Origin of the sequence: Streptomyces luteoverticillatus (assembly GCF_003970715.1) — a bacterium.
Classification (GTDB): Bacteria; Actinomycetota; Actinomycetes; order Streptomycetales; family Streptomycetaceae; genus Streptomyces; species Streptomyces abikoensis.
This window is the reverse complement of record NZ_CP034587.1, coordinates 559,767-585,634: the sequence shown is the minus strand read 5'-3', so window position 1 is coordinate 585,634 and position 25,868 is coordinate 559,767. Positions and strand designations below refer to the sequence as shown.

General features: G+C 74.9%; 2 protein-coding genes (1 of these 2 only partly in view). Both read left to right on the top strand.

Going from position 1 to position 25,868, the window contains the following annotated elements:
- On the top strand, nt 1–15,361 hold the 3' portion of the coding sequence (locus tag EKH77_RS02265) for a type I polyketide synthase (RefSeq protein WP_126912758.1). Its footprint begins 13,175 nt before the window's first position; 15,361 of the gene's 28,536 nt are visible here — the last part of the coding sequence; its start codon lies off the left edge, out of view; its stop codon occupies nt 15,359–15,361.
- Nucleotides 15,358–25,839 (top strand): SDR family NAD(P)-dependent oxidoreductase, encoded by a 10,482-nt coding sequence (locus EKH77_RS02260; RefSeq protein WP_430981022.1) that lies wholly within the window; start codon nt 15,358–15,360, stop codon nt 25,837–25,839. Before EKH77_RS02265 ends, EKH77_RS02260 begins: the two co-directional genes overlap by 4 nt.
- The last annotated feature ends 29 nt before the right edge of the window (nt 25,840–25,868 follow it).

Sequence of the window (25,868 nt, the reverse complement as noted above, 5' to 3'; positions counted from 1 at the left end):
GCCCGTCCAGGCCCAGATCCTGGGCCTCGGCTGGACCGCCGCCCTCGAACACCCCCAGCGCTGGGGCGGTCTCGTCGACCTGCCCGAGACCCTCGACCGGCGCGCCGGGGAACGGCTCGCCGCCGTCCTCACCGGCGGCACCGGCGAGGACCAGCTGGCCGTCCGCGCCTCCGGCGTCCTCGTCCGCCGCGTCGCCCGCGCCGCCGCGGGGTCGGCCCCCGCCCGCGCCTGGACGCCGCGCGGCACCACCCTCGTCACCGGCGGCACGGGCACCCTCGCCCCCCACCTGGCCCGCTGGCTGGCAGAGCAGGGCGCCGAACGCGTCGTCCTCACCAGCCGCCGGGGCGCCGACGCGCCCGGCGCCGCCGAACTCGTCCAGGAGCTCACCGACGCGGGCTGCGACGCCTCTGTCGTCGCCTGCGACCTGACGGACCGCGACGCCGTCGCCGCGATGCTCGACGGCCTCAAGGCCGACGGGCACACCGTGCGCACCGTCGTCCACACCGCCGTCACCATCGAGCTCGCCTCCCTCGAGGAGACGAGCCTGGACGCCTTCGCCAAGGTCGTCGACGCCAAGGTGTCCGGCGCCCGCCACCTCGACGAACTCCTCGACGACGACGAGCTCGACGCGTTCGTCCTCTACTCCTCCACCGCCGGCATGTGGGGCAGCGGACGGCACGCCGCCTACGTCGCGGGCAACGCCTACCTCAACGCGCTCGCCGAGCACCGCCGCGCCCGGGGCGCCACCGCCACCGCCGTCTCCTGGGGCATCTGGGCCGACGACCTCAAGCTCGGCCGCGTCGACCCCGGCGCCATCCGCCGCAGCGGCCTGGAGTTCATGGACCCGCGCGCGGCCCTCACCGGCCTGCGCCGGGCCCTCGACGACGACGAGACCGTCCTGTGCGTCGCCGACGTCGACTGGGAGCGCTACCACCCCGTCTTCACCTCCGGCCGGCCCACCGCCCTCTTCGAGGACGTGCCCGAGGTCCAGAAGCTGACCGAGGACAGCACGGCGTCCGCCACCGGGGACAGCGAGTTCACCACCCGGCTGCTCACCCTGCCCGCCGTCGAGCAGGACCGGGTGCTGCTGGACCTGGTGCGCGGCGAGGCCGCCACCGTCCTCGGCCACGCCTCACCCGACGTCCTCTCCGAGCAGCGCGCCTTCCGCGAGGTCGGCTTCGACTCGCTGACCGCCGTCGACCTGCGCAACCGGCTGTCGAACGTCACCGGGCTCACCCTGCCCAGCACCATGGTCTTCGACTACCCGACGCCGCTCGCGCTCGTCGAGTTCCTCCGCACCCGCGTCGCGGGCGCCCGCACCGAGACGGCCGCCGTCGTCCGGGCGGCCGCCGACGACGAGCCCATCGCCATCGTCGGCATGAGCTGCCGCTACCCCGGCGGCGTCGGCACCCCCGAACAGCTGTGGGACCTCGTCGCCGCCGGCGGCGACGCCATCACCGACTTCCCCGTCGACCGGGGCTGGGACGCCGAGGGCCTCTACGACCCCGACCCCGACCGGCCCGGCCGCACCTACTCCACACGCGGCGGCTTCCTCCACGACGTCGCCGACTTCGACGCCGGCTTCTTCGGCATCTCCCCGCGCGAAGCCCTCTCCATGGACCCCCAGCAGCGACTGCTGCTGGAGACCGCCTGGGAGGCCCTGGAGCGCTCCGGCATCGACCCCGCCACCCTGCGCGGCAGCAGCACCGGCACCTTCATCGGCGCCAGCTACCAGGACTACAGCACCGGCCCCGCCACGCCCGAGGGCAACGAGGGCCACCTGATCACCGGCACCATCTCCAGCGTCCTGTCCGGCCGCCTGTCCTACACCTTCGGCTTCGAGGGCCCGGCCGTCACCCTCGACACCGCCTGCTCCTCCTCCCTCGTGGCCCTGCATCTCGCCTGCCAGTCGCTGCGCAACGGCGAGAGCACCCTCGCCCTCGCCGGCGGCGTCAGCGTCATGGCCACCCCCAGCGCCTTCGTCGGCTTCAGCCGCCAGCGCGCCATGGCCGCCGACGGCCGCTGCAAGGCCTACGCCGAGGCCGCCGACGGCATGAGCCTCGCCGAAGGCGTCGGCCTCGTCCTCGTCGAGCGGCTCTCCGACGCCCGGAAGAACGGCCACCAGGTCCTCGCCGTCATCCGCGGCTCCGCCGTCAACCAGGACGGCGCCTCCAACGGCCTGACCGCCCCCAACGGCCCGTCCCAGCAGCGTGTCATCGCCCAGGCCCTCGCCAACGCGGGCGTGACCGCCGCGGACGTCGACGTCGTCGACGGCCACGGCACCGGCACCAAGCTCGGCGACCCCATCGAGGCCCAGGCCCTCCTGGCCACCTACGGCCAGGACCGCCCCGCCGACCGGCCGCTGCTGCTCGGCTCCGTGAAGTCCAACATCGGCCACACCCAGATGGCGTCCGGCGTCGCCAGCGTCATCAAGATGGTCATGGCCATGCGCCACGGCACCGTCCCCCGCACCCTCCACATCGACCGGCCCTCTACCCACGTCGACTGGACCTCCGGCGCCATCCAGCTGCTCACCGACGACCGGGAATGGCCCACGACCGGCCGTCCGCGCCGCGCCGGCGTCTCCTCCTTCGGCCTCAGCGGCACCAACGTCCACACCGTCCTCGAACTCCCCGTCGAGGACGAGCCGCAGCAGCCGGCCGAGGCCCCCGAGGCATCGCCCACCACCGTGCCGCTGGTCCTCTCCGGCCGCACCGACGAGGGCCTGCGCGCCCAGGCCGGGCGCCTGCTGTCCCTCCTGGACGAGCACCCCGCCCTCCCGCTCACCGACCTCGCCCACGCGCTCGCCACCTCACGGGCCGCCCTCGACCACCGCGCGGCCGTCGTCGCCGACGACCACGACACCCTCCGCCGGGCGCTGGCCGCCCTCCGGGACGGCACCCCCGACGGCGCCCTGCTCACCGGCCGGGCCGGACGCGGCCGCCTCGCGTTCCTCTTCACCGGCCAGGGCAGCCAGCGCCCCGGCACCGGACGCGAACTCCACGACCGCCACCCCGCCTTCGCCGAGGCACTCGACGCCGTCCTCGCCCGCTTCGACCTCGAACTCGACCGCCCCCTGCGCGAGATCCTCCTCGCCGAACCGGGCACCGAAGAGGCCGCCCTCCTCGACGACACCGCCTACACCCAGCCCGCCCTCTTCGCCCTCGAGGTCGCCCTCTTCCGGCTGATGGAGTCCTGGGGCCTGCGCCCCGACTACGTCGCCGGGCACTCCATCGGCGAACTGGCCGCCGCCCACATCGCGGGCGTGCTCTCCCTGGACGACGCCTGCACGCTCGTCGCGGCACGCGGCCGGCTGATGGCCGCCCTGCCCACGGGCGGCGCCATGTGCTCCCTCCAGGCGAGCGAGGAGGAGGTGCTGCCGCTGCTCGACGGGAACGACGACCGCGTCTCCCTCGCCGCCGTCAACACCCCCGCCTCCGTCGTCGTCGCCGGCGACGACGACGCGGTCCAGGCCATCGAGGAGCACTTCGCGGCCCTCGGCCGCCGGACCAAGCGCCTGCGCGTCAGCCACGCCTTCCACTCGCCCCGCATGGACGCCATGCTGGACGACCTCACCCGCGTCGCGGCCGGACTCGACTTCCAGCCGCCCGCCATTCCCCTCGTCTCCACCGTCACCGGCGAACTCCTCACCGCCGACGAGGCCGTCTCGCCCGCCTACTGGGCCGGACAGGTCCGCCGCACCGTGCGCTTCGCCGACGCCGTACGCCGCCTCGACGCCGCCGGAGTGACCGCCCACCTCGAACTCGGCCCCGACGCCGTCCTCTCCGGCGCCGCCCGCGAGACCCTCGACGCCGCGTCGCCCGCCCTCGCCGTCCCCGCGCTGCGCCGCGACCACGCCGAGACCCACGCCCTGACCACGGCCCTCGCCCGGCTCCACGTCCACGGCGTGCGGCCCGACTGGGCGGCCGTCCTCGACGCCCCCGCCCGGCGCGTCGACCTGCCCACCTACGCCTTCCAGCGGCAGCGCTACTGGCCCGACACCACCGCCCTGCCGGCCGGGCCCGCCCCGGCGGGCACGCCCGACGCGGTCGACGCCGAGTTCTGGTCGGCCGTCGAGCGCGCCGACCTGACGGCCCTGGGCTCCTCCCTGGAACTCGACGACGCCACCCTCACCGCCGTCGTGCCCGCCCTGACCTCCTGGCGCCGCAAGCGCCGCGAGCACACCACGGTCGACGGCTGGCGCTACCGCGTCACCTGGAAGCCGCTCACCAAGGCCCCCACGACCCAGCCGACGGGCACCTGGCTGCTGCTGACCCCCGGCGACACGGCCGAAGCGTCGGAGGCGGACCGGGCCTGGGTGGACGCGATCGCGAACGGCCTCGGCACGGGGACCGTACGCCTCGACGTCACCGAGCCCGACCGCGCCGACCTCGCCGAGCGCCTGCGTGAACTCACCGACGGGGACGCAGAGTTCACGGGCGTCCTGTCCCTGCTGGCCCTGACCCCGGACTCGGACGGTCTCGCCGCCCTGCCGCTCACCGCGACGGCCGTCCAGGCGCTCGGCGACGCCCGGATCGACGCCCCCCTGTGGTGCGTCACCCGCGCCGCCGTCGCCGTCACCCGCACCGAACCCGCGGACGACCCCGCGCAGGCCGCCCTCTGGGGCCTCGGCCGCGTCGCCGCCCTCGAACACCCCGAGCGCTGGGGCGGCCTCGTCGACCTGCCCGAAACCCTCGACGACGCCACGCTGCGCCGCCTCGCGGGCGTCCTCTCCGGCGCCGGGCACGAGGACCAGCTCGCCGTACGCCCCACCGCCACCTACGCCCGCCGCCTGGCACACCACCCCGTCGGCGACACCCCCGCCCCCCGCCCCTACACCCCCACCGGCACCGTCCTGGTCACCGGCGGCACCGGGGCGCTGGGCGGCCACGTCGCCCGCATGCTCGCCGAAGCGGGCGCGCCGCGCCTGCTCCTGGTCAGCCGCCGGGGCGCCGACGCGCCCGGCGCCGAGGACCTGCGGACCGAACTCGCCGCGCTCGGCGCCGACGTCACCCTCGCCGCCTGCGACACCGCCGACCGCGACGCGCTCGCCGCACTGCTCGCGGACATCCCGGCCGAGCAACCGCTCACGGCGGTGTTCCACACCGCCGGAGTCGTCGACGACGGCGTCGTCGACACCCTCACCCCCGAGAAGTTCACGGCCGTCCTGAGCGCCAAGGCCACCGCCACCGTCCACCTCCACGAACTCACCCGCGAGACGGACCTGGCCGCCTTCGTCCTGTTCTCCTCCACCGCCGGCACCCTCGGCGCGGCCGGACAGGGCAACTACGCCGCCGCCAACGCCTACCTCGACGCCTTCGCCGCCGCCCGCCGCGCCCAGGGCCTGCCCGCGACCTCCATCGCCTGGGGCCCCTGGGCCGGAACCGGCATGGCCGGCGACGGAACGCTCGCCGACGGCCGCGTCCGCCGCGGCGGCTTCACCCCCATGGCACCCGCCTCCGCCCTCACCGCCCTGCGGCACGCCGTCGAACACGACGACACCGCTGTGACCGTCGCCGACATCGACTGGGACCGCTACGCCACTGCGTTCCGCACCAGCACCCTCGTCGGCGACCTCCCCGAGCTCCGCGCCGCCACCGTCGTCACCGCCGCCCCCCAGGGCACCGCACTCCTTGCCGGCGGCCCGGGCGAGGACGACCTGCGGCGACAGCTCGCCGCACTCGCCGAGTCCGCGCGCCCCCGGTTCGTCCTGGACCTGCTGCGCGCCCACGTCGCCGCCGTCCTCGGCCACGCCGGAGCCGACAGCATCGCCGCCGACCAGGCCTTCACCGACCTCGGCTTCGACTCCCTCACCATCGTCGAACTCCGCAACGCCCTGTCGGCCACCACCGGCCTCAAGCTGCCCGCCACCCTCGTCTACGACTACCCCACCCCGACGGAACTGGCCGGGTTCCTCCTCACCGAGCTCCTCGGCACCCTGCCCGAGCGGGACGGGGGCGGCGCGCTCCCGGCCGCCCGGGCAGCCGTCGACGACGACCCGATCGTCATCGTCGGCATGAACTGCCGCTTCCCCGGCGGCATCGGCTCCCCCGAGGACCTGTGGCGCCTCCTGTCCGACGGACAGGACGCCATCTCCGGCTTCCCCGCCGACCGAGGCTGGGATCTCGAACACCTCGCCCGGGGCGGCTCCGCCACCCTCGAAGGCGGCTTCCTCGACGGCGTCGGCCTCTTCGACGCGGCGTTCTTCGGGATCTCCCCGCGCGAGGCCCTCGCCATGGACCCCCAGCAGCGCCTGCTGCTGGAGACCACCTGGGAGGCCTTCGAACGGGCCGGCATCGACCCGACGTCCCTGCGCGGCAGCCGGACCGGCGTGTTCGTCGGCACCAACGGCCAGGACTACGTCAACGTGCTGCGCGCCGGCACCGCCGACGTCCGCGGCCACGTCGCCACCGGCAACACCGCCAGCGTCATGTCCGGCCGCCTCTCCTACGCCCTCGGCCTGGAGGGCCCGGCCGTCACCGTCGACACCGCCTGCTCCTCCTCGCTCGTCGCCCTCCACATGGCCGCGCGCTCGCTGCGGCAGGGCGAGAGCGCGCTGGCCCTGGCCGGCGGCGTGTCGATCATGTCCAGCCCGGACGCCTTCGCCGAGTTCACCGCGCAGGGCGGGCTCGCCCCCGACGGCCGCTGCAAGGCCTTCTCCGACACGGCCGACGGCACCAGCTGGTCCGAGGGCGTGGGCGTCCTCGTCCTGGAGCGGCTCTCCGACGCCCGCCGCAACGGCCACGACGTCCTCGCGGTCGTCAGCGGCAGCGCCGTCAACCAGGACGGCGCCTCCAACGGCCTGACCGCCCCCAACGGCCGCGCCCAGCAGCGCGTCATCCGCCAGGCCCTCACCGACGGCGGCCTCACCCCGGCCGACGTCGACGCCGTGGAGGCCCACGGCACCGGCACCACCCTCGGCGACCCCATCGAGGCGCACGCCCTCATCGCCGCCTACGGCCGGGACCGCGACCCGGAGCTGCCGCTGCTGCTCGGCGCCGTCAAGTCCAACCTGGGCCACACCCAGGCGGCGGCCGGCGTCGCGGGCGTCATCAAGATGGTCCTCGCGATGCGCCACGGCGAACTGCCGCGCACGCTGCACGTCGGCACCCCGTCCTCGCACGTCGACTGGACGGACGGGACCGTGGCGCTGGTGACCGAGCACCGGGCCTGGCCCGAGACCGGCCGTCCGCGCCGGGCGGGCGTCTCCGCCTTCGGCGTCAGCGGCACCAACGCGCACGTCATCGTCGAGCAGGCACCGGAGGCGACGCCCTCCGAGGAGCCGGTGGCGGAGCGGGCGCCCGGCCTCGTGCCGTGGGTGGTCTCGGCCCGCTCCGAGGCCGCGCTGGCCGCGCAGACCGAGCGGATCGCCGCCCTCGCCGGAACGGGCCGGGACGCGACGGACGTCGGCTTCTCCCTGGCCACGGGCCGGGCGGCCTTCGCGCACCGCGCGGTGCTGCTGGCCGACGGCGAGAGCGCCCGGGAGGCCGCGCGCGGCATCGCCGGGGACGCGGCGGGCAAGCAGGCGTTCCTGTTCTCGGGCCAGGGCTCGCAGCGCGCGGGCATGGGCCGGGAGCTGTACGAGCGGTTCCCCGTCTTCGCCGAGGCGCTGGACGAGGTGGCGGCGTACTTCGACCGCGAGCTGGAGCGTCCGCTGCGGGAGGTGATGTTCGGCGATGACGCGGAGGCGTTGAACGGGACGGGCTTTGCTCAGCCTGCGCTTTTCGCGATCGAGGTGGCGCTTTTCCGGCTGGTCGAGTCGTGGGGAGTGCGTCCGGACTTCGTCGCTGGTCATTCCATCGGTGAGATCGCGGCTGCGTATGTGGCGGGGGTGTTCTCGCTTGAGGATGCGTGTTCCCTCGTCGCGGCTCGTGCGCGGCTGATGAACGCGCTGCCTTCCGGTGGTGCGATGGTGGCGGTGCAGGCGTCCGAGGACGAGGTGGCGCCTCTTCTTGTCGCCGGTGTCTCGATCGCCGCTGTCAACGGCCCCGACGCCGTCGTCATCGCCGGCGAGGAAACGGCTGTTCTGCGGATCGCCGAGGAGCTGGCCGCCGAGGGCCGCAAGACCCAGCGGCTCTCCGTCAGCCACGCGTTCCACTCGCCGCTCATGGACCCGATGCTGGAGGACTTCCGCCGGGTCGCCGCGAGCCTGTCGTACCAGGCGCCGAGCGTTCCCGTCGTGTCCAACGTGACAGGTGAGATCGCCTCGCCGGAGCTGCTGTGCGGCGCCGACTACTGGGTGCGGCACGTCCGGGAGACCGTTCGTTTCGCCGACGGCGTCCGGGCGCTGGGTGAGGCAGGCGCTACCGCCTTCCTGGAGCTCGGCCCCGACGGTGTCCTCACCGCCCTCGCCCAGCACACCCTGGACGGCACTGTGGCCGTGTCCGCCCTGCGCAAGGACCGCCCCGAGGAGGCCGCTCTCCTCACCGCCCTGGCCCGGCTGCACGTCACCGGAGTCACCGTGGACTGGGCGGCCTGGTTCGCGGGCACGGACGCCCGCCGGACGCCGCTGCCGACGTACGCCTTCCAGCGCCAGTGGTACTGGCCGGAGCGCGCGACGGCGGCCGGCCACGGCGAGGCGGGCGACCGGGACCCGGTGGACGCCGCCTTCTGGTCGGCCGTGGAGCGCGAGGACCTGTCGTCGCTGTCGGCCGAGCTGGAGCTGGACGACGCCGCGCTGTCGGCCCTCGTACCGGCCCTGTCGTCCTGGCGCCGCAAGCGCGCCGAGCGGTCGGCCGTCGACGGCCTGCGGTACCGCGTGACCTGGCACCCGCTGGCGGTCCCGGGCGTGAGCGCCCTGACCGGCACCTGGCTGGCGCTGGTCCCGGCGGGCCACGCCGACGACCCGTACGTCTCCGCGCTGGTGGGCGCGCTCGGCGACGACGCCGTGCGCGTCGAGGTCGGCACGGACGAGCACGCCGCGCTGACCGAACGCCTCGCCGCGCTGGGCACGGACTTCGCCGGTGTTGTCTCCCTGTCCGTGACGACCGCGCCCGACGAACTCCTGCGCGTCCTCGCGGACGCCGGAGTCGACGCCCCCTTGTGGTGCGTCACCCGGGGCGCCGTCGCCACCGGCCGGTCCGAGGCGGTCGCCGACGACGCCGGGGCCGCCGCGTGGGGCCTCGGCCGGGTCATGGGCCTGGAGCGGCCCGAGCGCTGGGGCGGCCTGATCGACGTCGCCGACGTCCTCGACCGGCGCGGCGCGGACCGCTTCCGCGCCGCCCTGTCCGGCGCCGACGGTGAGGACCAGCTGGCGCTGCGCTCCTCCGGCCTCCTCGGCCGGCGGCTCGTGCGAGTCGCCGCCCACACCGCGCCGGACGCGTGGCGGACCTCGGGCACGGCGCTGGTCACCGGCGGCCCGGCCGGCTTCGGCGGCCACACCGCCCGCTGGCTCGCCGAACGCGGGGCCCGGCACGTGCTGCTCGTCGGTGACACGGCACCGGACGCCTCCGCCGTGGCGGCCCTGGAGGCCGAACTCGCCGGGCTGGGCGCCGGGCTGACGGTCGCGACCGGCTCCCTCGCCGACGGCGAGGCCGTGGCGGCCGCGCTCGCCGCGACGCCCGCCGACCACCCGCTGACCGCCGTCGTCCACACGGGCAGGGACACCGGCCCCGACCCGGACCCGGCCGCGTACCTCGCCGCGCTCCGCGCGGACGTCGCGGGCCTGGAAGCCGCCGTCGACGCGGCCGCCGGTGACGGCGCGGCGGACGTGGCGTTCGTCCTCTTCGCCTCCATCGCCGGCGTCTGGGGCGTCAGCGGCCAAGGCGCCGGGGCCGCCGCGAGCGCCTACCTCGACACGGTGGCCCGGCGCCGCCGGACGAGCGGCCTGCACGGCCTGTCGGTGTCCTGGGGCGCCTGGGCCGACACCACGCCCGACGGCCTGGCCGCCCACCTGCGCGCCAACGGCCTGCCCGCCATGGACCCCGGGCGCGCGCTCGCCGCGCTCGCCCTGTCCCTGGCCGGCTCCACGGGCGGCTCCATGGACCGCTCCACGGCCGACTCCATGGCGGACGAGGACGCCGCGGTGACCGTCGCCGACGTGGCCTGGGACCGGTTCGCCCCGGCCTTCGGCCGCTCCCGGCCCACCGCCCTCTTCGCCGAACTGTCCGAGGCCCGCGCGGCCCTGACGCCCACCAAGGGCGACGAGCAGGGCGCCGCGACCGGCCTGCGCGCCGAACTGGCCGTCCTCGCCGAGGGCGACCGGGCAGAGACGCTGCTCAGCCTGGTCCGGACCGAGGTCGCCGCGGTGCTCGGCTTCGCCGACCCGGCGGACGTGCCGGCCGCACAGGCCTTCCGGGACCTGGGCTTCGACTCGCTGACCGCCGTCGACCTCCGCAACCAGCTCGCCACGGCCACCGGGCTCACCCTGCCCGCCACCCTGGTCTTCGACTACCCGACGGCCGAGACCCTCGCCGCCCACCTGCTCGCCGAACTCCTCGGCGGGGACGGCGAGGAGGAGCGCCGGGCCGCCGTGCCGGCCACGACGGCCGCCGACGACGACCCGATCGTGATCGTCGGCATGAGCTGCCGCTACCCGGGCGGCGTCCGCTCGCCCGAGGACCTGTGGAAGCTCGTCGCCGGAGAGGTCGACGCCATCGGCGGCTTCCCCGACGACCGTGGCTGGGACCTCGACCGCATGGTCCACGGCGACCGGGACGGCCGGGGCCGCAGCGTCACCCGCGAGGGCGGCTTCCTCTACGACGTCGCCGACTTCGACCCGGGCTTCTTCGGCATCTCGCCGCGCGAGGCCATGGTCATGGACCCGCAGCAGCGCCTCGTGCTGGAGGCCTCCTGGGAGGCCCTGGAGCGCACCGGCATCGACCCGGCCGCGCTGCGCGGCGGCGACACCGGCGTCTTCATCGGCGGCGGCACCGGCGACTACCGCCCCGAGGCGGGCCAGCTCGGCCACGCGCAGACCGCCCAGTCGGCCAGCCTGCTCTCCGGCCGGCTGTCCTACACCTTCGGCCTGGAGGGCCCGTCGGTCAGCGTCGACACGGCCTGCTCCTCGTCCCTGGTCGCCCTGCACCTGGCCGCCCAGTCGCTGCGCAACGGCGAGTGCCCGCTCGCCCTCGCGGGCGGCGTGACGGTCATGTCCACCCCCGTGAACTTCATCGAGTTCGGCGAGATGGGCGCCCTGTCGGGCGACGGCCGCTGCCGCGCCTTCGCGGCGTCGGCGGGCGGCACCGGCTGGTCCGAGGGCGTGGGCGTCCTCGTCCTGGAGCGGCTCTCCGACGCCCGCCGCAACGGTCACGAGGTGCTGGCCGTCCTGCGCGGCTCCGCCATCAACCAGGACGGCGCCTCCAACGGCCTGACCGCCCCCAACGGCCCCTCCCAGCGCCGCGTCATCCGCCGCGCCCTCGCGAACGCCGGGCTGACGGCCGCCGACGTGGACGCGGTGGAGGCACACGGCACGGGCACCACCCTCGGCGACCCCATCGAGGCCCAGGCGCTGCTGGCCACCTACGGCCAGGACCGGCCGGAGGACCGGCCGCTGCTCCTCGGCTCGGTGAAGTCCAACATCGGCCACACCCAGGCCGCCGCCGGTGTCGCGGGCGTCATCAAGATGGTCATGGCCATGCGCCACGGCGTCCTGCCCCGCACCCTCCACATCGACGAGCCGTCCACCCATGTGGACTGGACGGCCGGCGCGGTCGAGCTGCTCACCGAGCGCGCCGACTGGCCGGAGACGGGCCGCGTGCGCCGGGCCGGCATCTCGGCCTTCGGCGCCAGCGGCACCAACTCGCACGTCATCATCGAACAGCCGGAGCCGGTCGAAAGGCCGGAGCCGGTCGCGGAGCCCGCTGGTGCGAGCGCGCCCGAGGACGACGGGCCGGGCATGCTGCCCGTCCCCGTCTCGGCGGCCGCCCCCGAGGCGCTGGCGGCCCAGGCCGCCCGTCTGGCCGCCCATCTGACGAGCCGTCCGGAACTGACCGTCGCCGGCCTGGCCCGGGCCCTGGCCACGACCCGGTCGTCCTTCGAACACCGGGCCACCGTCCTGGCCGCGAGCCGCGACGAGCTGCTGGAGGCCCTGGCGGCCCTCGCCGACGGCCAGGCCGACCCGCGCGTCGTCCAGGGCCGCACGGCGGGACGCGCCGGGAAGCTCGCCTTCCTCTTCTCCGGCCAGGGCTCGCAGCGCCCGGGCATGGGCCGCGAGCTGTACGAGCGGTTCCCGGTCTTCGCCGAGGCGCTGGACGCGGTGACCGCCCACTTCGACGGCGTGCTGGACCGGTCCCTGCGCGACGTGATGTTCGCCGAGGACGGCACCGCGCTGAACGACACCGGCTTCACCCAGCCCGCGCTCTTCGCCCTCGAGGTCGCGCTGTTCCGGCTGGTGGAGTCGTGGGGAGTGCGGCCGGACTACGTGGCCGGTCACTCCATCGGTGAGATCGCCGCCGCGCACATCGCGGGCGTCTTCTCCCTTCAGGACGCGTGTTCCCTCGTCGCGGCCCGTGCCCGGTTGATGAACGCGCTGCCTTCCGGCGGCGCCATGGTCGCCGTCCAGGCCACCGAGGACGAGATCGTGGGGCGGCTGGTCGACGGCGTGTCCGTCGCCGCCGTCAACGGCCCGCGGGCGGTCGTCCTGTCGGGCGACGAGGCCGCCGTGCTCGCCGTCGCGGAGAAGTTCGCCGCCGACGGCCGCAAGACTAGGCGTTTGCTGGTCAGCCATGCGTTTCACTCCCTGCACATGGACGCCGTACTCGAGGACTTCCGACGGGCCGCCCGCGGCGTGACGTACGCCGCGCCGGCGCTTCCGCTCGTGTCCTGCCTCACCGGCGACCTCGCCACCGGGGAAGAGCTGTGCTCGCCCGAGTACTGGGTGCGGCACGTCCGCGAGGCCGTACGGTTCGGCGACGGCGTCACCGCCCTCACCGGGCGCGGCGTCACCCGCTTCCTGGAGATCGGCCCCGACGGTGTCCTGACCGCCATGGCCCAGGACACCCTGGACGCCGCCTCCTCCCGGGCGATGACCGTACCGGCGCTGCGCAAGGGCCGCGACGAGGAGACGTCCGTGCTCACCGCCCTGGCCCGGCTCCACGCCGATGGCCTGAGCCCGCGCTGGACGTCCGTCCTCGGCGCCGCCGACCCGGCGGCGCGCGTGGACCTGCCCACCTACCCGTTCCAGCACCAGCGGTTCTGGCCCGAGAACCGGCCCGCCACCGCCGCCGGCACGACCGGGGGCGAGGACGAGGCGTTCTGGTCCGCCGTGCGCGGCGAGGACTTCACCGCGCTGGAGTCGGAGCTGGACGTCGACGGCGACGCGCTGGCCAAGGTCCTGCCCGCGCTCGCCGACTGGCGCCGCCGCCGCGCCGAGCGGTCCACCGTGGACGGCTGGCGCCAGCGCGTCGTCTGGAAGCCCCTGACCGCCACCGCGCCCACCGGCCGCCCGGCCGGCACCTGGCTCGCCGTCGTACCCGCCGGACAGGCCGACGACCCCTGGGCCACCGGCGTCCTCGCCCGCCTCGGCGACGGGGCTGTACGCCTGGATGTCACCACCGGAACCGACCGGGACGCCCTGGCCGCACTGCTGAAGGAACAGGCCGCCGAGAGGCGTGAGTTCACCGGAGTCCTGTCCCTGCTCGCCCTCGCCACTCCGGGCGACACCGACGGCGTCCCCGAGGGCACCCTGCGCACCGCCGCCCTCGTCCAGGCGCTCGGCGACGCCGGGATCGACGCGCCCCTGTGGTGCGTCACCCGCGGCGCGGTCGCCGTCTCGCCCGCCGAGCCGGTACCGGGCCTCGCCCAGGCCGGCGTCTGGGGCCTGGGACGCGTCGCCGCGCTCGAGCACCCGCGCCGCTGGGGCGGCCTGATCGATCTGCCGGAGACCCTCGACGAGCGGTCGGCGGACCGGTTCGCCGGACTTCTCGCCGACTCCGGCGGCGAGGACCAGCTCGCCGTCCGGCCCTCCGCCGTCTTCGGCCGCCGGCTCGTGCCCGTTCCGGCCGACGGGCCCGTACGGGAGTGGCGGCCCACCGGCACCGTCCTGATCACCGGCGGCACCGGCGCCCTCGGCGCCCACGTGGCACGCGGCCTCGCCGAAGCCGGCGCGGCACACCTGCTGCTCGTCAGCCGCCGGGGCGCCGAGGCGCCCGGCGCCGAGGACCTGCGGACCGAACTGGCCGCGCTGGGCGCCGAGGTCACCCTCGCCGCCTGCGACGTCGCCGACCGCGCCGCGCTCGCGGCCCTCCTCGCGGACATCCCCGACGGGACGCCCCTGACGGGAGTCGTCCACGCGGCGGGCGTCCTCGACGACGGCGTGATCGACGGCCTGACCCCCGAGCGGTTCGCGGCCGTCCACCGCGCCAAGGCCGCCTCGGCCCTGGCCCTCCACGACCTGACCCGGGACCTCGGCCTCACGGTGTTCGCCCTGTTCTCCTCGGCGTCCGCCACCGTCGGCAACCCCGGGCAGGCCAACTACGCCGCCGCCAACGCCCTCCTCGACGCCCTCGCCGAGCGGCGCCGCGCCGAGGGCCTGGCCGCCACCTCCATCTCCTGGGGCGCCTGGGCCGGCGGCGGCATGGCCGCCGACGCCCGCGCCACCGCCGCCGCCCAGCGCACCGGCATCCGGCCGCTGGACCCGCGCCTCGCGGTCACCGCGCTGCGCCGGGCCGTCATGGAGAACGGGCCGACGGAGGTCGTCGCCGAGGTCGAACCCGCCCGGTTCGTCCGCGCCTTCACCGCCGTCCGCACCAGCCCCCTCCTCGCGGAGCTCGCCCCCGCCGACGACCCGGCCCAGGCCGGGACCGGCGGCGACACCGCGCCCGGAGCGGACGGCGCGGCCCTGCGCGAGAAGCTCGCGGGCCAGAGCGCGGCACAGCGCACCGAGACCGTCCTGAACCTCGTACGGAACCGGGCCGCCGCCGTCCTCGGCCACACCGACGCCGACGCCGTCGGCGCCGACCGGGCCTTCCGGGACCTCGGCTTCGACTCGCTCGCCGCCGTCGAACTGCGCAACCAGCTCACGGCCGCGACCGGGCTGACCCTGGCCGCCACGCTCGTCTTCGACCACCCCACACCCGTCGACCTGGCCGCCCACGTCCTGCGCGAGCTGCTGCCCGGCGCCGGACAGGGCACTGCTGGGGAGGGTGAGGAGATCGACCAGGCCGGCATCCGGGCCCTGCTCGCCTCCGTCTCCGTGGCCCAACTGCGCGAGATCGGCGTGCTGGAACCCCTGCTGAGGCTCGCCGCCACCACGGCCACGGCCGACGACGCCACCACCGGGCGGACGGCGGACCCTGACGGCGGCTACGCCGACTCGATCGACGAGATGGACGTCGACGCCCTCGTCCGGGCGGCGCTGGACGGCACCCCCGGCACTCCCGGCACCACTGGCTCCACCGGCTCCAACGACGACGAAGGCTGAGAGAGCGGAACATGACCACGCCCAGCGAAAAAGTAGTCGAAGCTCTCCGGGCCTCCCTCAAGGAGACCGAGCACCTGCGCCGGCAGAACCGCGCCCTGGCGGCCGCCGCCGCCGAGCCCGTCGCCATCGTCGCGATGAGCTGCCGCTACCCGGGCGGCGTCCACACCCCGGAGGACCTCTGGGACCTCGTCGCCACCGGTGGGGACGCCATCTCCGGCTTCCCCACCGACCGGGGCTGGGACCTCGCGGCCCTGCGCGACGCCGGAGTCGACAAGCGCGGCAACAGCGTCAGCCAGGAAGGCGGCTTCCTCGACTGCGCGGCCGACTTCGACGCCGACTTCTTCGGCATCTCGCCGCGCGAGGCCGTGACGATGGACCCCCAGCAGCGCCTGCTGCTGGAGACGTCCTGGGAGGCGATCGAACGCGCCGGCATCGACCCGGCCACCCTGCGCGGCAGCCGCACCGGCGTGTTCGTCGGCACCAACGGCCAGGACTACGCCTACCTCCTCGTCCGCTCCCTCGCCGACGCCACCGGCGACATCGGCACCGGCATCGCCGCCAGCGCCACCTCCGGCCGGCTCTCCTACACGCTCGGCCTCGAAGGACCGGCGGTCACCGTCGACACGGCCTGCTCCTCCTCCCTCGTGGCCCTCCACTCCGCCATCCACGCCCTGCGGGCCGGCGAGTGCTCCATGGCCCTCGTCGGCGGCGTCAACGTCATGTCGTCGCCGGGCTCCCTGATGGAGTTCAGCCGCCAGGGCGGCCTGGCCGCCGACGGCCGCTGCAAGGCCTACGCCGACACCGCCGACGGCACCGGCTGGTCCGAGGGCGTCGGCATGCTCCTCGTCGAACGCCTCTCCGACGCGCGCCGCAACGGCCACCCGGTGCTGGCGGTGGTGCGGGGTTCGGCCGTCAACCAGGACGGCGCGTCCAACGGCTTCACCGCCCCCAGCGGCCCCGCCCAGCAGCGCGTCATCCGCCAGGCCCTGGCCGGCGCCGGGCTGAAGGCGGCGGACGTCGACGCGGTCGAGGGCCACGGGACGGGCACGCCGCTCGGCGACCCCATCGAGGCCCAGGCCCTGCTGGCCACCTACGGCCAGGGCCGCCCGGCCGAACGGCCGCTGCTGCTCGGCTCGGTGAAGTCCAACATCGGCCACGCGCAGGCGGCGGCGGGCGTCGCCGGAGTCATCAAGATGGTCATGGCCATGCGCCGGGGCGTGCTGCCGCGCACCCTCCACGCGGAACGGCCCTCGGCACACGTGGATTGGGCCGGGGGCGCGGTGGAACTGCTGACGGACGCCCGGGCGTGGCCGGAGGTGGACCGGCCGTGGCGTGCGGGCGTCTCCTCCTTCGGCATCAGCGGAACGAACGCGCACGTCATCCTGGAACAGGCCGTCGAGCCCGAGCCGGTGGGGGAGCCGGAGGCGCCCGTGGTCCGGCCCGGTGTGGTGCCGTGGCCGGTGTCCGCCAAGTCCGAGGAGGCGCTGGCCGCCCAGGTCGAGCGCGCGACCGCCCTCGCCGGGACCGCCGCCCCCGTGGACGTCGGCCACTCGCTGGCCACGGGCCGCTCGTCCTTCGACCACCGCGCGGTCCTCCTGGCCGGCCCCGACGGCTCCCTGTCCGAGGCAGCGCGCGGCCGCGCGGCCGCAGGCCGCTCCCTGGCGGTGCTCTTCACGGGCCAGGGATCCCAACGGGTGGGCATGGGCCGGGAACTGTACACCCGGTTCCCCGTCTTCGCCGAGGCCCTGGACGCGGTGGCGGCCCGCCTCGACAGCGCACTGGAACGTCCGCTGCGCGAGGTCATGTTCGAGGGCGACGCGGCCGTACTGGACCGCACCGGTTTCGCCCAGCCCGCGCTTTTCGCCCTCGAAGTGGCCTTGTTCCGGCTGGTCGAGTCGTGGGGAGTGCGGCCGGATTTCGTGGCGGGGCATTCGATCGGTGAGGTCGCGGCGGCGCATGTGGCGGGTGTGTTCTCGCTTGAGGATGCGTGTTCCCTCGTCGCGGCTCGTGCTCGGTTGATGAACGCGCTGCCTTTTGGTGGCGCGATGGTGGCCGTCCAGGCGTCCGAGGAGGAGGTCGCGGCGCGCCTGGTCGAGGGCGTGTCCATCGCGGCCGTCAACGGCCCGGACGCCGTCGTCATCGCGGGCGACGAGACAGCGGTGCCCCGCATCGCCGAGAAGTTCGCCTCCGAGGGCCGCAAGACCCAGCGGCTGGCGGTGAGCCACGCCTTCCACTCGCCGCTGATGGACCCCATGCTGGAGGACTTCCGGCAGGCCCTGGCCGGGCTGTCCTTCCAGGCGCCGCGCATCCCGGTCGTCTCCAACGTGACCGGCCGGATCGCGACGGCGGAACTGCTGTCCACACCCGAGTACTGGGTGCGGCACGTCCGGGAGACCGTCCGCTTCGCCGACGGCGTCCGGACGCTGGCGGTCGAGGGTGCCACCGCGTTCCTGGAACTCGGCCCCGACGGTGTGCTGACGGCCATGGCCCAGCACACCCTCGACGACACCGGGACCACGCTCGCCCTCACCGCCCTGCGCCGGAACCGGGCCGAGGAGCGCTCCCTGCTCACCGCGCTCGCCCGGCTGCACGTGGCGGGCGTCGCGGTGGACTGGGCGGCGTGGTTCGACGGCACGGGCGCCCGCCGCGTGGACGTTCCCACGTACGCCTTCCGGCACCAACGGTTCTGGCCCAAGCCCGCCGCCGTCGCGGGCGACGTGTCCGCCGCCGGCCTCACCCCCGCCGGCCACCCGCTGCTCGGCGCGGCGGTGTCCCTGGCCGGCCTCGACGGCGTGCTGTTCACCAGCAGGCTCTCCACCCGCACCCACCCCTGGCTCGCCGAGGGCACCACGTTCCCGGCCGCCGCGTACGTGGAGCTCGCCATCCGCGCGGGCGACCAGGTCGGCTACGGCCGCGTCGACGAACTCACCCTGACGTCGCCGCTCGCCCTGGACGGCGACCTCGCCGTCCTCCTCCAGGTCTGGGTGGGCGCCCCCGACCCGGCGGGCGCCCGGAAGGTGACCGTCTATTCCCAGCTCGCCGACGCCCCCGACCAGACCTGGACGGAACACGCGCACGGCATGCTGAGCCCCGGCGAGCGCGTCGCGGACTTCGGCACCGACGAGTGGCCGCCGCGCGACGCCACCGCCGTCGACGCCGATGCCGTCGAGGAGTTTTACGACAAGGCCGGACACGGCCCCGCCTCCCGGACCGTCCGCGCGATCTGGACGCGGGCCGCCGACACCTTCGCCGACACCTTCGTGGAAGCCGCCCTTCCCACCGAGGCCGCGGACGATGCCGGAGCGTTCGGCCTCCACCCCGCACTGCTGACGGCCGTCACCCAGGCGCTGGCCATCACGGCGCCGGGCGGGGGAGCCGACGAGCTCGTTCCGGTGTCGTGGTCCGGGCTCTCCCTCCACGCCGGGGGCGCGTCGGCCGTACGGATCCGGGTCACCCGGACCACCGAGGACACCGTCTCCGTGGCCGTCGTCGACACCGAGGGCGCACCGGTGCTCTCGGTAAGCACGCTGGTGCTCCGCGAACGGGCGGAGACCGAGGCCGACCGCCGGGCCGGCGGCCAGGAGCATGGATCCCTGCTGCGGCTGGACTGGGTCCCGGCCCCGGCATCGGAGGCGCGGTCGGAGGACCGCGAGATCAGCCAGGTGACCCTGGCCACCGGGACGGCCACGCCGGCCCTGGCCGACGTACCGGACGGCACGGAGCTGGTGCTGGCCCCGCTGGAAGCGGGCGGCGACGGGACCGACGTGCCCGGCGCGGCGCACGAGCTGACGGCCCGGGCGCTCGGCCTGGTGGGGGAGTGGCTGGCGGAGGAGCGGTTCGCGGGCTCACGACTGGTGTTCGTGACGCGGGGCGCGACGGACGGGGACGACCTCGCGGCCGCCGCCGCGTGGGGCCTGGTGCGCTCGGCGCAGACCGAACACCCGGACCGGTTCGCTCTGATCGACCTGGCCGCCGGGGCTGAGCTTGATGCGGTGGTGCCCGAGTTGCCGGGGCTGCTGGCGGCGGGCGACGACCAGTTCGTCGTACGTGACGGTGTGGTGCGCGTGGGGCGGCTGGCGCGGGTCGCGGCGGAGCCGGATGCTCCGGCAGCGGAATCCTCATGGAATCCGGCTGGCACGGTGCTGATTACCGGTGGTACGGGTGGCCTGGGCGGCCTGCTGGCCCGGCATCTGGTGGCCGAGCACGGTGTGACGCACCTGCTGCTGGCGAGCCGCCGTGGCCCGGCGGCGCCGGGGGCGGCGGAGCTGGTCGACGAACTGACCGCCCTCGGCGCGGAAGTGACCGTCGAGGCGTGCGACATGGCGGACCGTGGCGCGGTGGAGCGGCTGCTGGCCGGGGTCCCGTCCGCCCGTCCGCTGACCGCTGTGGTTCACACGGCCGGTGTCCTCGACGACGGTGTGATCACCTCCCTGACCCTGGACCGCCTCTCGGGCGTCCTGCGCCCGAAGGCCGACGCGGCCTGGCACCTCCACGAGCTGACCAGGGAACTGGATCTGGCCGCATTCGTCCTCTTCTCGTCGGTCTCCGGCGTGATGGGCGGCGCGGGCCAGGCCAACTACGCCGCCGGCAACGTCTTTCTCGACGCCCTCGCCCACCACCGCCGCCTTCTCGGCCTCCCCGCCCAGTCCCTGGCGTGGGGCGCGTGGGCGCGGTCGAGCGGCATGACGGGCACGCTGTCGCAGGCCGACATGCAGCGGATCGCGGCCTCCGGAGTGCCCCCGCTGACGGCCGAACAGGGCCTGGCGCTCTTCGACGCGGCCGTCGGCCTCGACGAGCCCTACGTCGTCCCGATCGGCCCCGCCGCGCGCGGCGGACGCGCCCCGGGCGTCGTACCCCCGCTGCTGCGCGGTCTGATCCGTGGCGGCCGGCGAACGGCCGCCACGGCGGCGGGCGGCGCCGGCACGGCGGCCGCGCTCAGCCTCCGGCTGTCCGCGCTGGGGGAGGAGGACGCGCTCCGGTCCGTGACCGACCTCGTCCGGACCGAGGCGGCCGCCGTCCTCGGGCACGCCTCGGCACGACAGGTCGAGGCGGGCCGGGAGTTCCGCGAACTCGGCTTCGACTCCCTGACGGCGGTGGAACTCCGCAACCGGCTCACCACCGCCACCGGCCTGCGGCTCACCGCGACCCTGATCTTCGACTACCCCACCCCGGCCGCCCTCGCGAGCCACCTCATGGCCGAGCTGCTCGACCAGCACGAGGACGGCGGCGCCAGCGCCCCCGCCGCAACCGCGGCCGTCGCCGACGACCCCATCGCCATTGTCGGCATGGCCTGCCGGATGCCCGGCGGCGTACGGTCGCCGGACGACCTGTGGCGGATGCTCGCCGAAGGCCGCGACGGCATCACCGGCTTCCCCACCGACCGGGGCTGGGACCTCAAGGCGCTCTTCGGCACGGACCCGGAGAACCGGGGCGGCAGCGCGACCCGGCGCGGCGGCTTCCTCCAGGACGTCGCCGACTTCGACGCCGGCTTCTTCGGCATCTCGCCGCGCGAGGCCCTGGCGATGGACCCGCAGCAGCGGCTGTTGCTGGAGACGTCCTGGGAGGCGTTCGAGCGCGCCGGGATCGACGCGACGGCCCTGCGCGGTACGAAGACGGGTGTCTTCGTCGGCACGACGGGCCAGGACTACGCCACGCTCGTGATGAACTCCCGCGAGGACGTCGAGGGCCACGCCAGCACCGGCCTCGCCACCAGCGTCATCTCCGGCCGGGTCTCCTACACCTTCGGGCTGGAGGGCCCGGCGGTGACGATCGACACGGCGTGCTCGTCGTCGCTCGTCGCCCTCCACCTCGCCGCCCAGTCCCTCCGCAGCGGCGAGAGCTCGCTCGCCCTCGCCGGCGGCGTGACGGTCCTGTCGACGCCGATGACCTTCGCGGGCTTCAGCCGCCAGGGCGGCCTCGCGACGGACGGCTACTGCAAGGCGTTCGCGGACGCCGCCGACGGCACGGGCTGGTCGGAGGGCGCCGGCGTGCTGGTGCTGGAGCGGTTGTCGGATGCGCGGCGTAATGGTCACCGGGTGTTGGCGGTGGTGCGTGGTTCGGCGGTGAATCAGGATGGTGCGTCGAATGGTCTGACGGCGCCGAATGGTCCGTCGCAGCAGCGGGTGATCCGGCAGGCGTTGGCGAGTGCGGGTCTGAGCGCCGCTGATGTGGATGCGGTGGAGGCGCATGGTACGGGTACGACGTTGGGTGACCCGATCGAGGCGCAGGCGTTGCTGGCGACGTACGGGCGTGAGCGGGACGCGGAGCGTCCGTTGTGGCTGGGGTCGGTGAAGTCGAACATCGGTCACACGCAGGCTGCCGCCGGTGTCGCCGGGATCATCAAGATGGTCATGGCGATGCGGCACGGCGTCCTGCCGAAGAGCCTGCACATCGATGAGCCGTCGTCTCATGTGGACTGGACGGCGGGAGCAGTGGAACTGCTCGCGGAGGCGCGGGCGTGGCCGGAGGTCGATCGTCCGTGGCGCGCGGGTGTGTCGTCGTTCGGCCTCAGCGGGACGAACGCGCATGTGATTGTTGAGCAGGCGCCTGAGGCCGCTGGTGCTGAGGCTGGTGTTTCGTCGTCGGGTGGGCTGGTGCCGTGGGCGGTGTCGGCGAAGTCGGAGGCGGCGCTCGCGGAACAGGTGGAGCGTCTGGCTTCTGTGACGGGTGAGCCTGTTGATGTCGGCTTCTCGCTGGCGGCGGGAAGGGCTGTTCTCGACCACCGCGCGGTGCTGCTGGCAGGGGACGAGGTGGCTCGTGGGGCTGCCGTGGATCGGCCGCTGGCGGTGCTGTTCTCCGGTCAGGGCTCGCAGCGGCTGGGGATGGGGCGTGAGTTGTACGCCCGGTTCCCGGTGTTCGCCGATGCGTTTGAGGACGTCGCTGGTCGTTTTGACGGGTTGCGGGATGTCATGTTCGGCGACGATGCGGAGGCGCTGAACTCGACGGGCTTCACTCAGCCCGCGCTTTTCGCGCTTGAGGTGGCCTTGTTCCGGCTGGTCGAGTCGTGGGGAGTGCGTCCGGACTTCGTCGCGGGGCATTCGATCGGTGAGATCACGGCGGCGCATGTCGCCGGTGTCCTCTCGCTTGAGGATGCGTGTTCCCTCGTCGCGGCGCGTGCTCGGTTGATGAACGCGCTGCCTGCTGGTGGTGCGATGGTGGCGGTGCAGGCATCCGAGGCCGAGATCGTGCCTCGTCTCACCGCCGGTGTCTCGATCGCCGCTGTCAACGGCCCCGACGCCGTCGTCATCGCCGGCGAGGAAGCGGCTGTTCTGCGGATCGCCGAGGGACGTAAGTTCCAGCGGCTCTCCGTGAGCCACGCGTTCCACTCGCCGCTCATGGACCCGATGCTGGACGATTTCCGTCGGGCCATCGAGGGCCTGTCCTACCAGGCCCCGACCATTCCCCTGATCTCGAATGTGACGGGTGAGCTCGCCTCGGCCGAGATCGTCGCCACCCCCGAGTACTGGGTGCGGCACGTCCGCGAGGCCGTCCGTTTCGCCGACGGCATCCAAGCGCTGGCGAAGGCAGGCGCTACCGCCTTCCTGGAGCTCGGTCCCGACGGTGTCCTCACCGCCCTCGCCCAGCACACCCTCGACCCCGACCAGGACCTGCTCTCCGTCCCCGCTCTCCGCAAGGACCGCCCCGAGGAGACCGCTCTCCTCACCGCCCTCGCCCAGCTCCACGTGTCCGGGGTCGACGTCGCGTGGGCCGAGCTGTTCGCGGGTACCGGTGCCCGGCGCGTCGAGCTGCCCACGTACGCGTTCCAGCACGAGCGTTTCTGGCCCCGCCCCGCCGCCCTCACCGGTGATGTCTCGTCCGTCGGCCTCGTGCCCGCCCGGCATCCGCTCCTGGGTGCCGCAGTGCCGCTGGCCGACTCCGACGGGGTGCTGTTCACGAGCCGGATCTCCCCGCAGAACACCGAATTCCCCGTATCGGCCTTCCTCGAGCTGGCCATTCGCGCCGGTGACGAGGTGGACTGCGACCGCGTCACCGCTCTGACCGTCCACACGCCCCTGGCCCTCACCGGCGAGTCCGCGCTCGCGCTCCAGGTGTGGACGGGCGCGCCGGACGCGACAGGGGCCCGTGCCGTACGCGTCTACTCACGCCCCGAGGACGCCCTCGACGAGCCGTGGACCGAGCACGCCACCGGCGTCCTCGCCGCCGGCGAGCGGGTCGCGGATTTCGACGCGTCCACCTGGCCGCCCACCGGCGCCACCGCCGTCGACGCGGGCGACGAATCCACCACCCTCTGGGTCCGCGACGACGAGGTGTACGTCGAGGCGAAGCTGACCGGCGAGGCCGCGTCCGACGCTCCCTACTACGGCATCCACCCCGCCCTGCTGGAATCCCTCGCTCAGGCAGCGGAATTCGCGGGCCTGGACGGTGAGGAAGAGCTGTCCCCGCTGTCGTGGTCGGGGGTCTCCCTCCACGCAGGCGGCGCCTCGGCCGTGCGGGCACGCCTCACCCGGACCGCGGGGGACTCGGTCTCGGTCGCGGCGGTGGACGCCGCCGGCGCTCCCGTGCTGTCGGTGGAGACGCTGGTCCTCCACCCCCGGCCGGTCGCCGACGACGCCCCCACCGGGGCCGGTGCGGAGCAGGGCGCCTTGCTGCGCCTGGAGTGGGTCCCGGCGCCCAGCCCCGCAGCCACCGCCCAGGAGACGCTTCGGTCCGTGACGCTCGGCGACGACGGGATCGCGTCCCTGTCCGACGTACCGGCCGGCACCGATCTCGTCGTGGTCCCGGTCGCCACCACCGACGGCGAGGACGTACCCGCCGCCGCACACCGGCTGACCGCCCACGCCCTCCAGCTCGTTCAGGAGTGGCTCGCCGACAACCGCCACGCAGCCTCCCGTCTCCTCTTCCTCACCCGTAACGCCATCCCCGCCGACGCGGCGGACGCCGTCCATGACCCGGCGGCCGCCGCGGTCTGGGGTCTGGTGCGCTCGGCGCAGTCGGAGCACCCCGGACGGTTCGTCCTCCTCGACGTCGATAACGTCGCCGACGCCGACCCGAGCGCCTTGCTCCCCGGCCTGCTCGCAGGCGGCGACGCCCAGTTCGTCGTACGCGACGGCGCGGTGCGCGTGGGGCGGCTGGCGCGGGTCGCGCCGGAGGCCGACACTCCGGCAGCGGTACGCACATGGAATCCGACCGGCACAGTGCTGATTACCGGTGGCACAGGCGGCCTCGGCGGCCTACTGGCCCGGCACCTCGTGGCCGAGCACGGTATGAAGCACCTGCTGCTGGCGAGCCGCCGTGGCCCGGAGACCCCCGGCGCGGCGGAGCTGGCCGACGAACTCGCCGCCCTGGGCGCCGAGGTGACGGTCGTCGCCTGCGACACGTCCGACCGCAGCGAGGTCAAGGGCCTGCTGGCCGGGATCCCGTCCGCCCGTCCGCTGACCGCCGTGATCCACACGGCCGGTGTCCTCGACGACGGCGTGATCACCTCCCTCACCCCGAACCGCCTCGCGACCGTCCTGCGCCCGAAGGCCGACGCCGCCTGGCACCTCCACGAGCTCACCAAGGACCTCGGCCTCGACGCCTTCATCGTCTATTCCTCCATCTCCGGCGTGATGGGCAGCGCCGGTCAGGCCAACTACGCCGCCGGCAACGTCTTCCTCGACGCCCTCGCCTGCCACCGCCGCCTTCTCGGCCTGCCCGCCCAGTCCCTGGCGTGGGGGGCCTGGGCGCAGGGGAGCGGCATGACGGGCGCGCTGTCGCAGGCCGACATGCAGCGGATCGCGGCGTCCGGGGTTCCGCCGCTGACGGTCGCGCAGGGGCTGGCGCTGTTCGACGCGGCCGTCGGGCTCGACGAGCCCTACGTCGTCCCGATCGGCCCGGCCTCCGGCGCCCGGCGCGCCCAGGGGGAGGTGCCGCCGCTGCTGCGCGGCCTGGTGAAGGGCGGCCGGCGGGTTGCCGCGGCCGCCGGGGACAGTGCCGCGACGGCCGCCGGACTCGCACGACAGTTGAGGGAAATACGGGAAGAAGAGCGCGTACGTTTCGCCGTGGAGCTCGTCAGGGCGGAGGCGGCACGTGTGCTCGGGCACGCCTCGCCCGAGGCGATCGGGGCGAAGAAGGGGTTCCAGGACCTGGGCTTCGACTCCCTGACCGCCGTCGAGCTCCGCAACCGGCTGACGGCCTCGACGGGGCTGCGGCTGCCCGCCACCCTGACCTTCGACCACCCCACCCCCGTCTCCCTGGCCGAACACCTCGTCTCTCAGCTCGTGGGCGAGGACGGCCCCGACACCTCCTCCACCCTCCTCGCGGAGCTCGACCGCCTCGACTCCGCCCTCACGACCACGGAACCCGACGCCCTCACCCGGGCGGCCGTCTCCAACCGGCTGCTCCAGATGCTGGAGAAGTGGCGGGGCGGCGCGGCCGAGACCGCCGGCACCGAGGTCGCCGAGCGGATCGGCTCCGCCAGCGAGGACGAGATCTTCGCCTTCATCGACAACGAGCTCGGCCGTCTGGGCGATCGCTGACCCGGCCTCATTCTTCACACGGAAGGTTC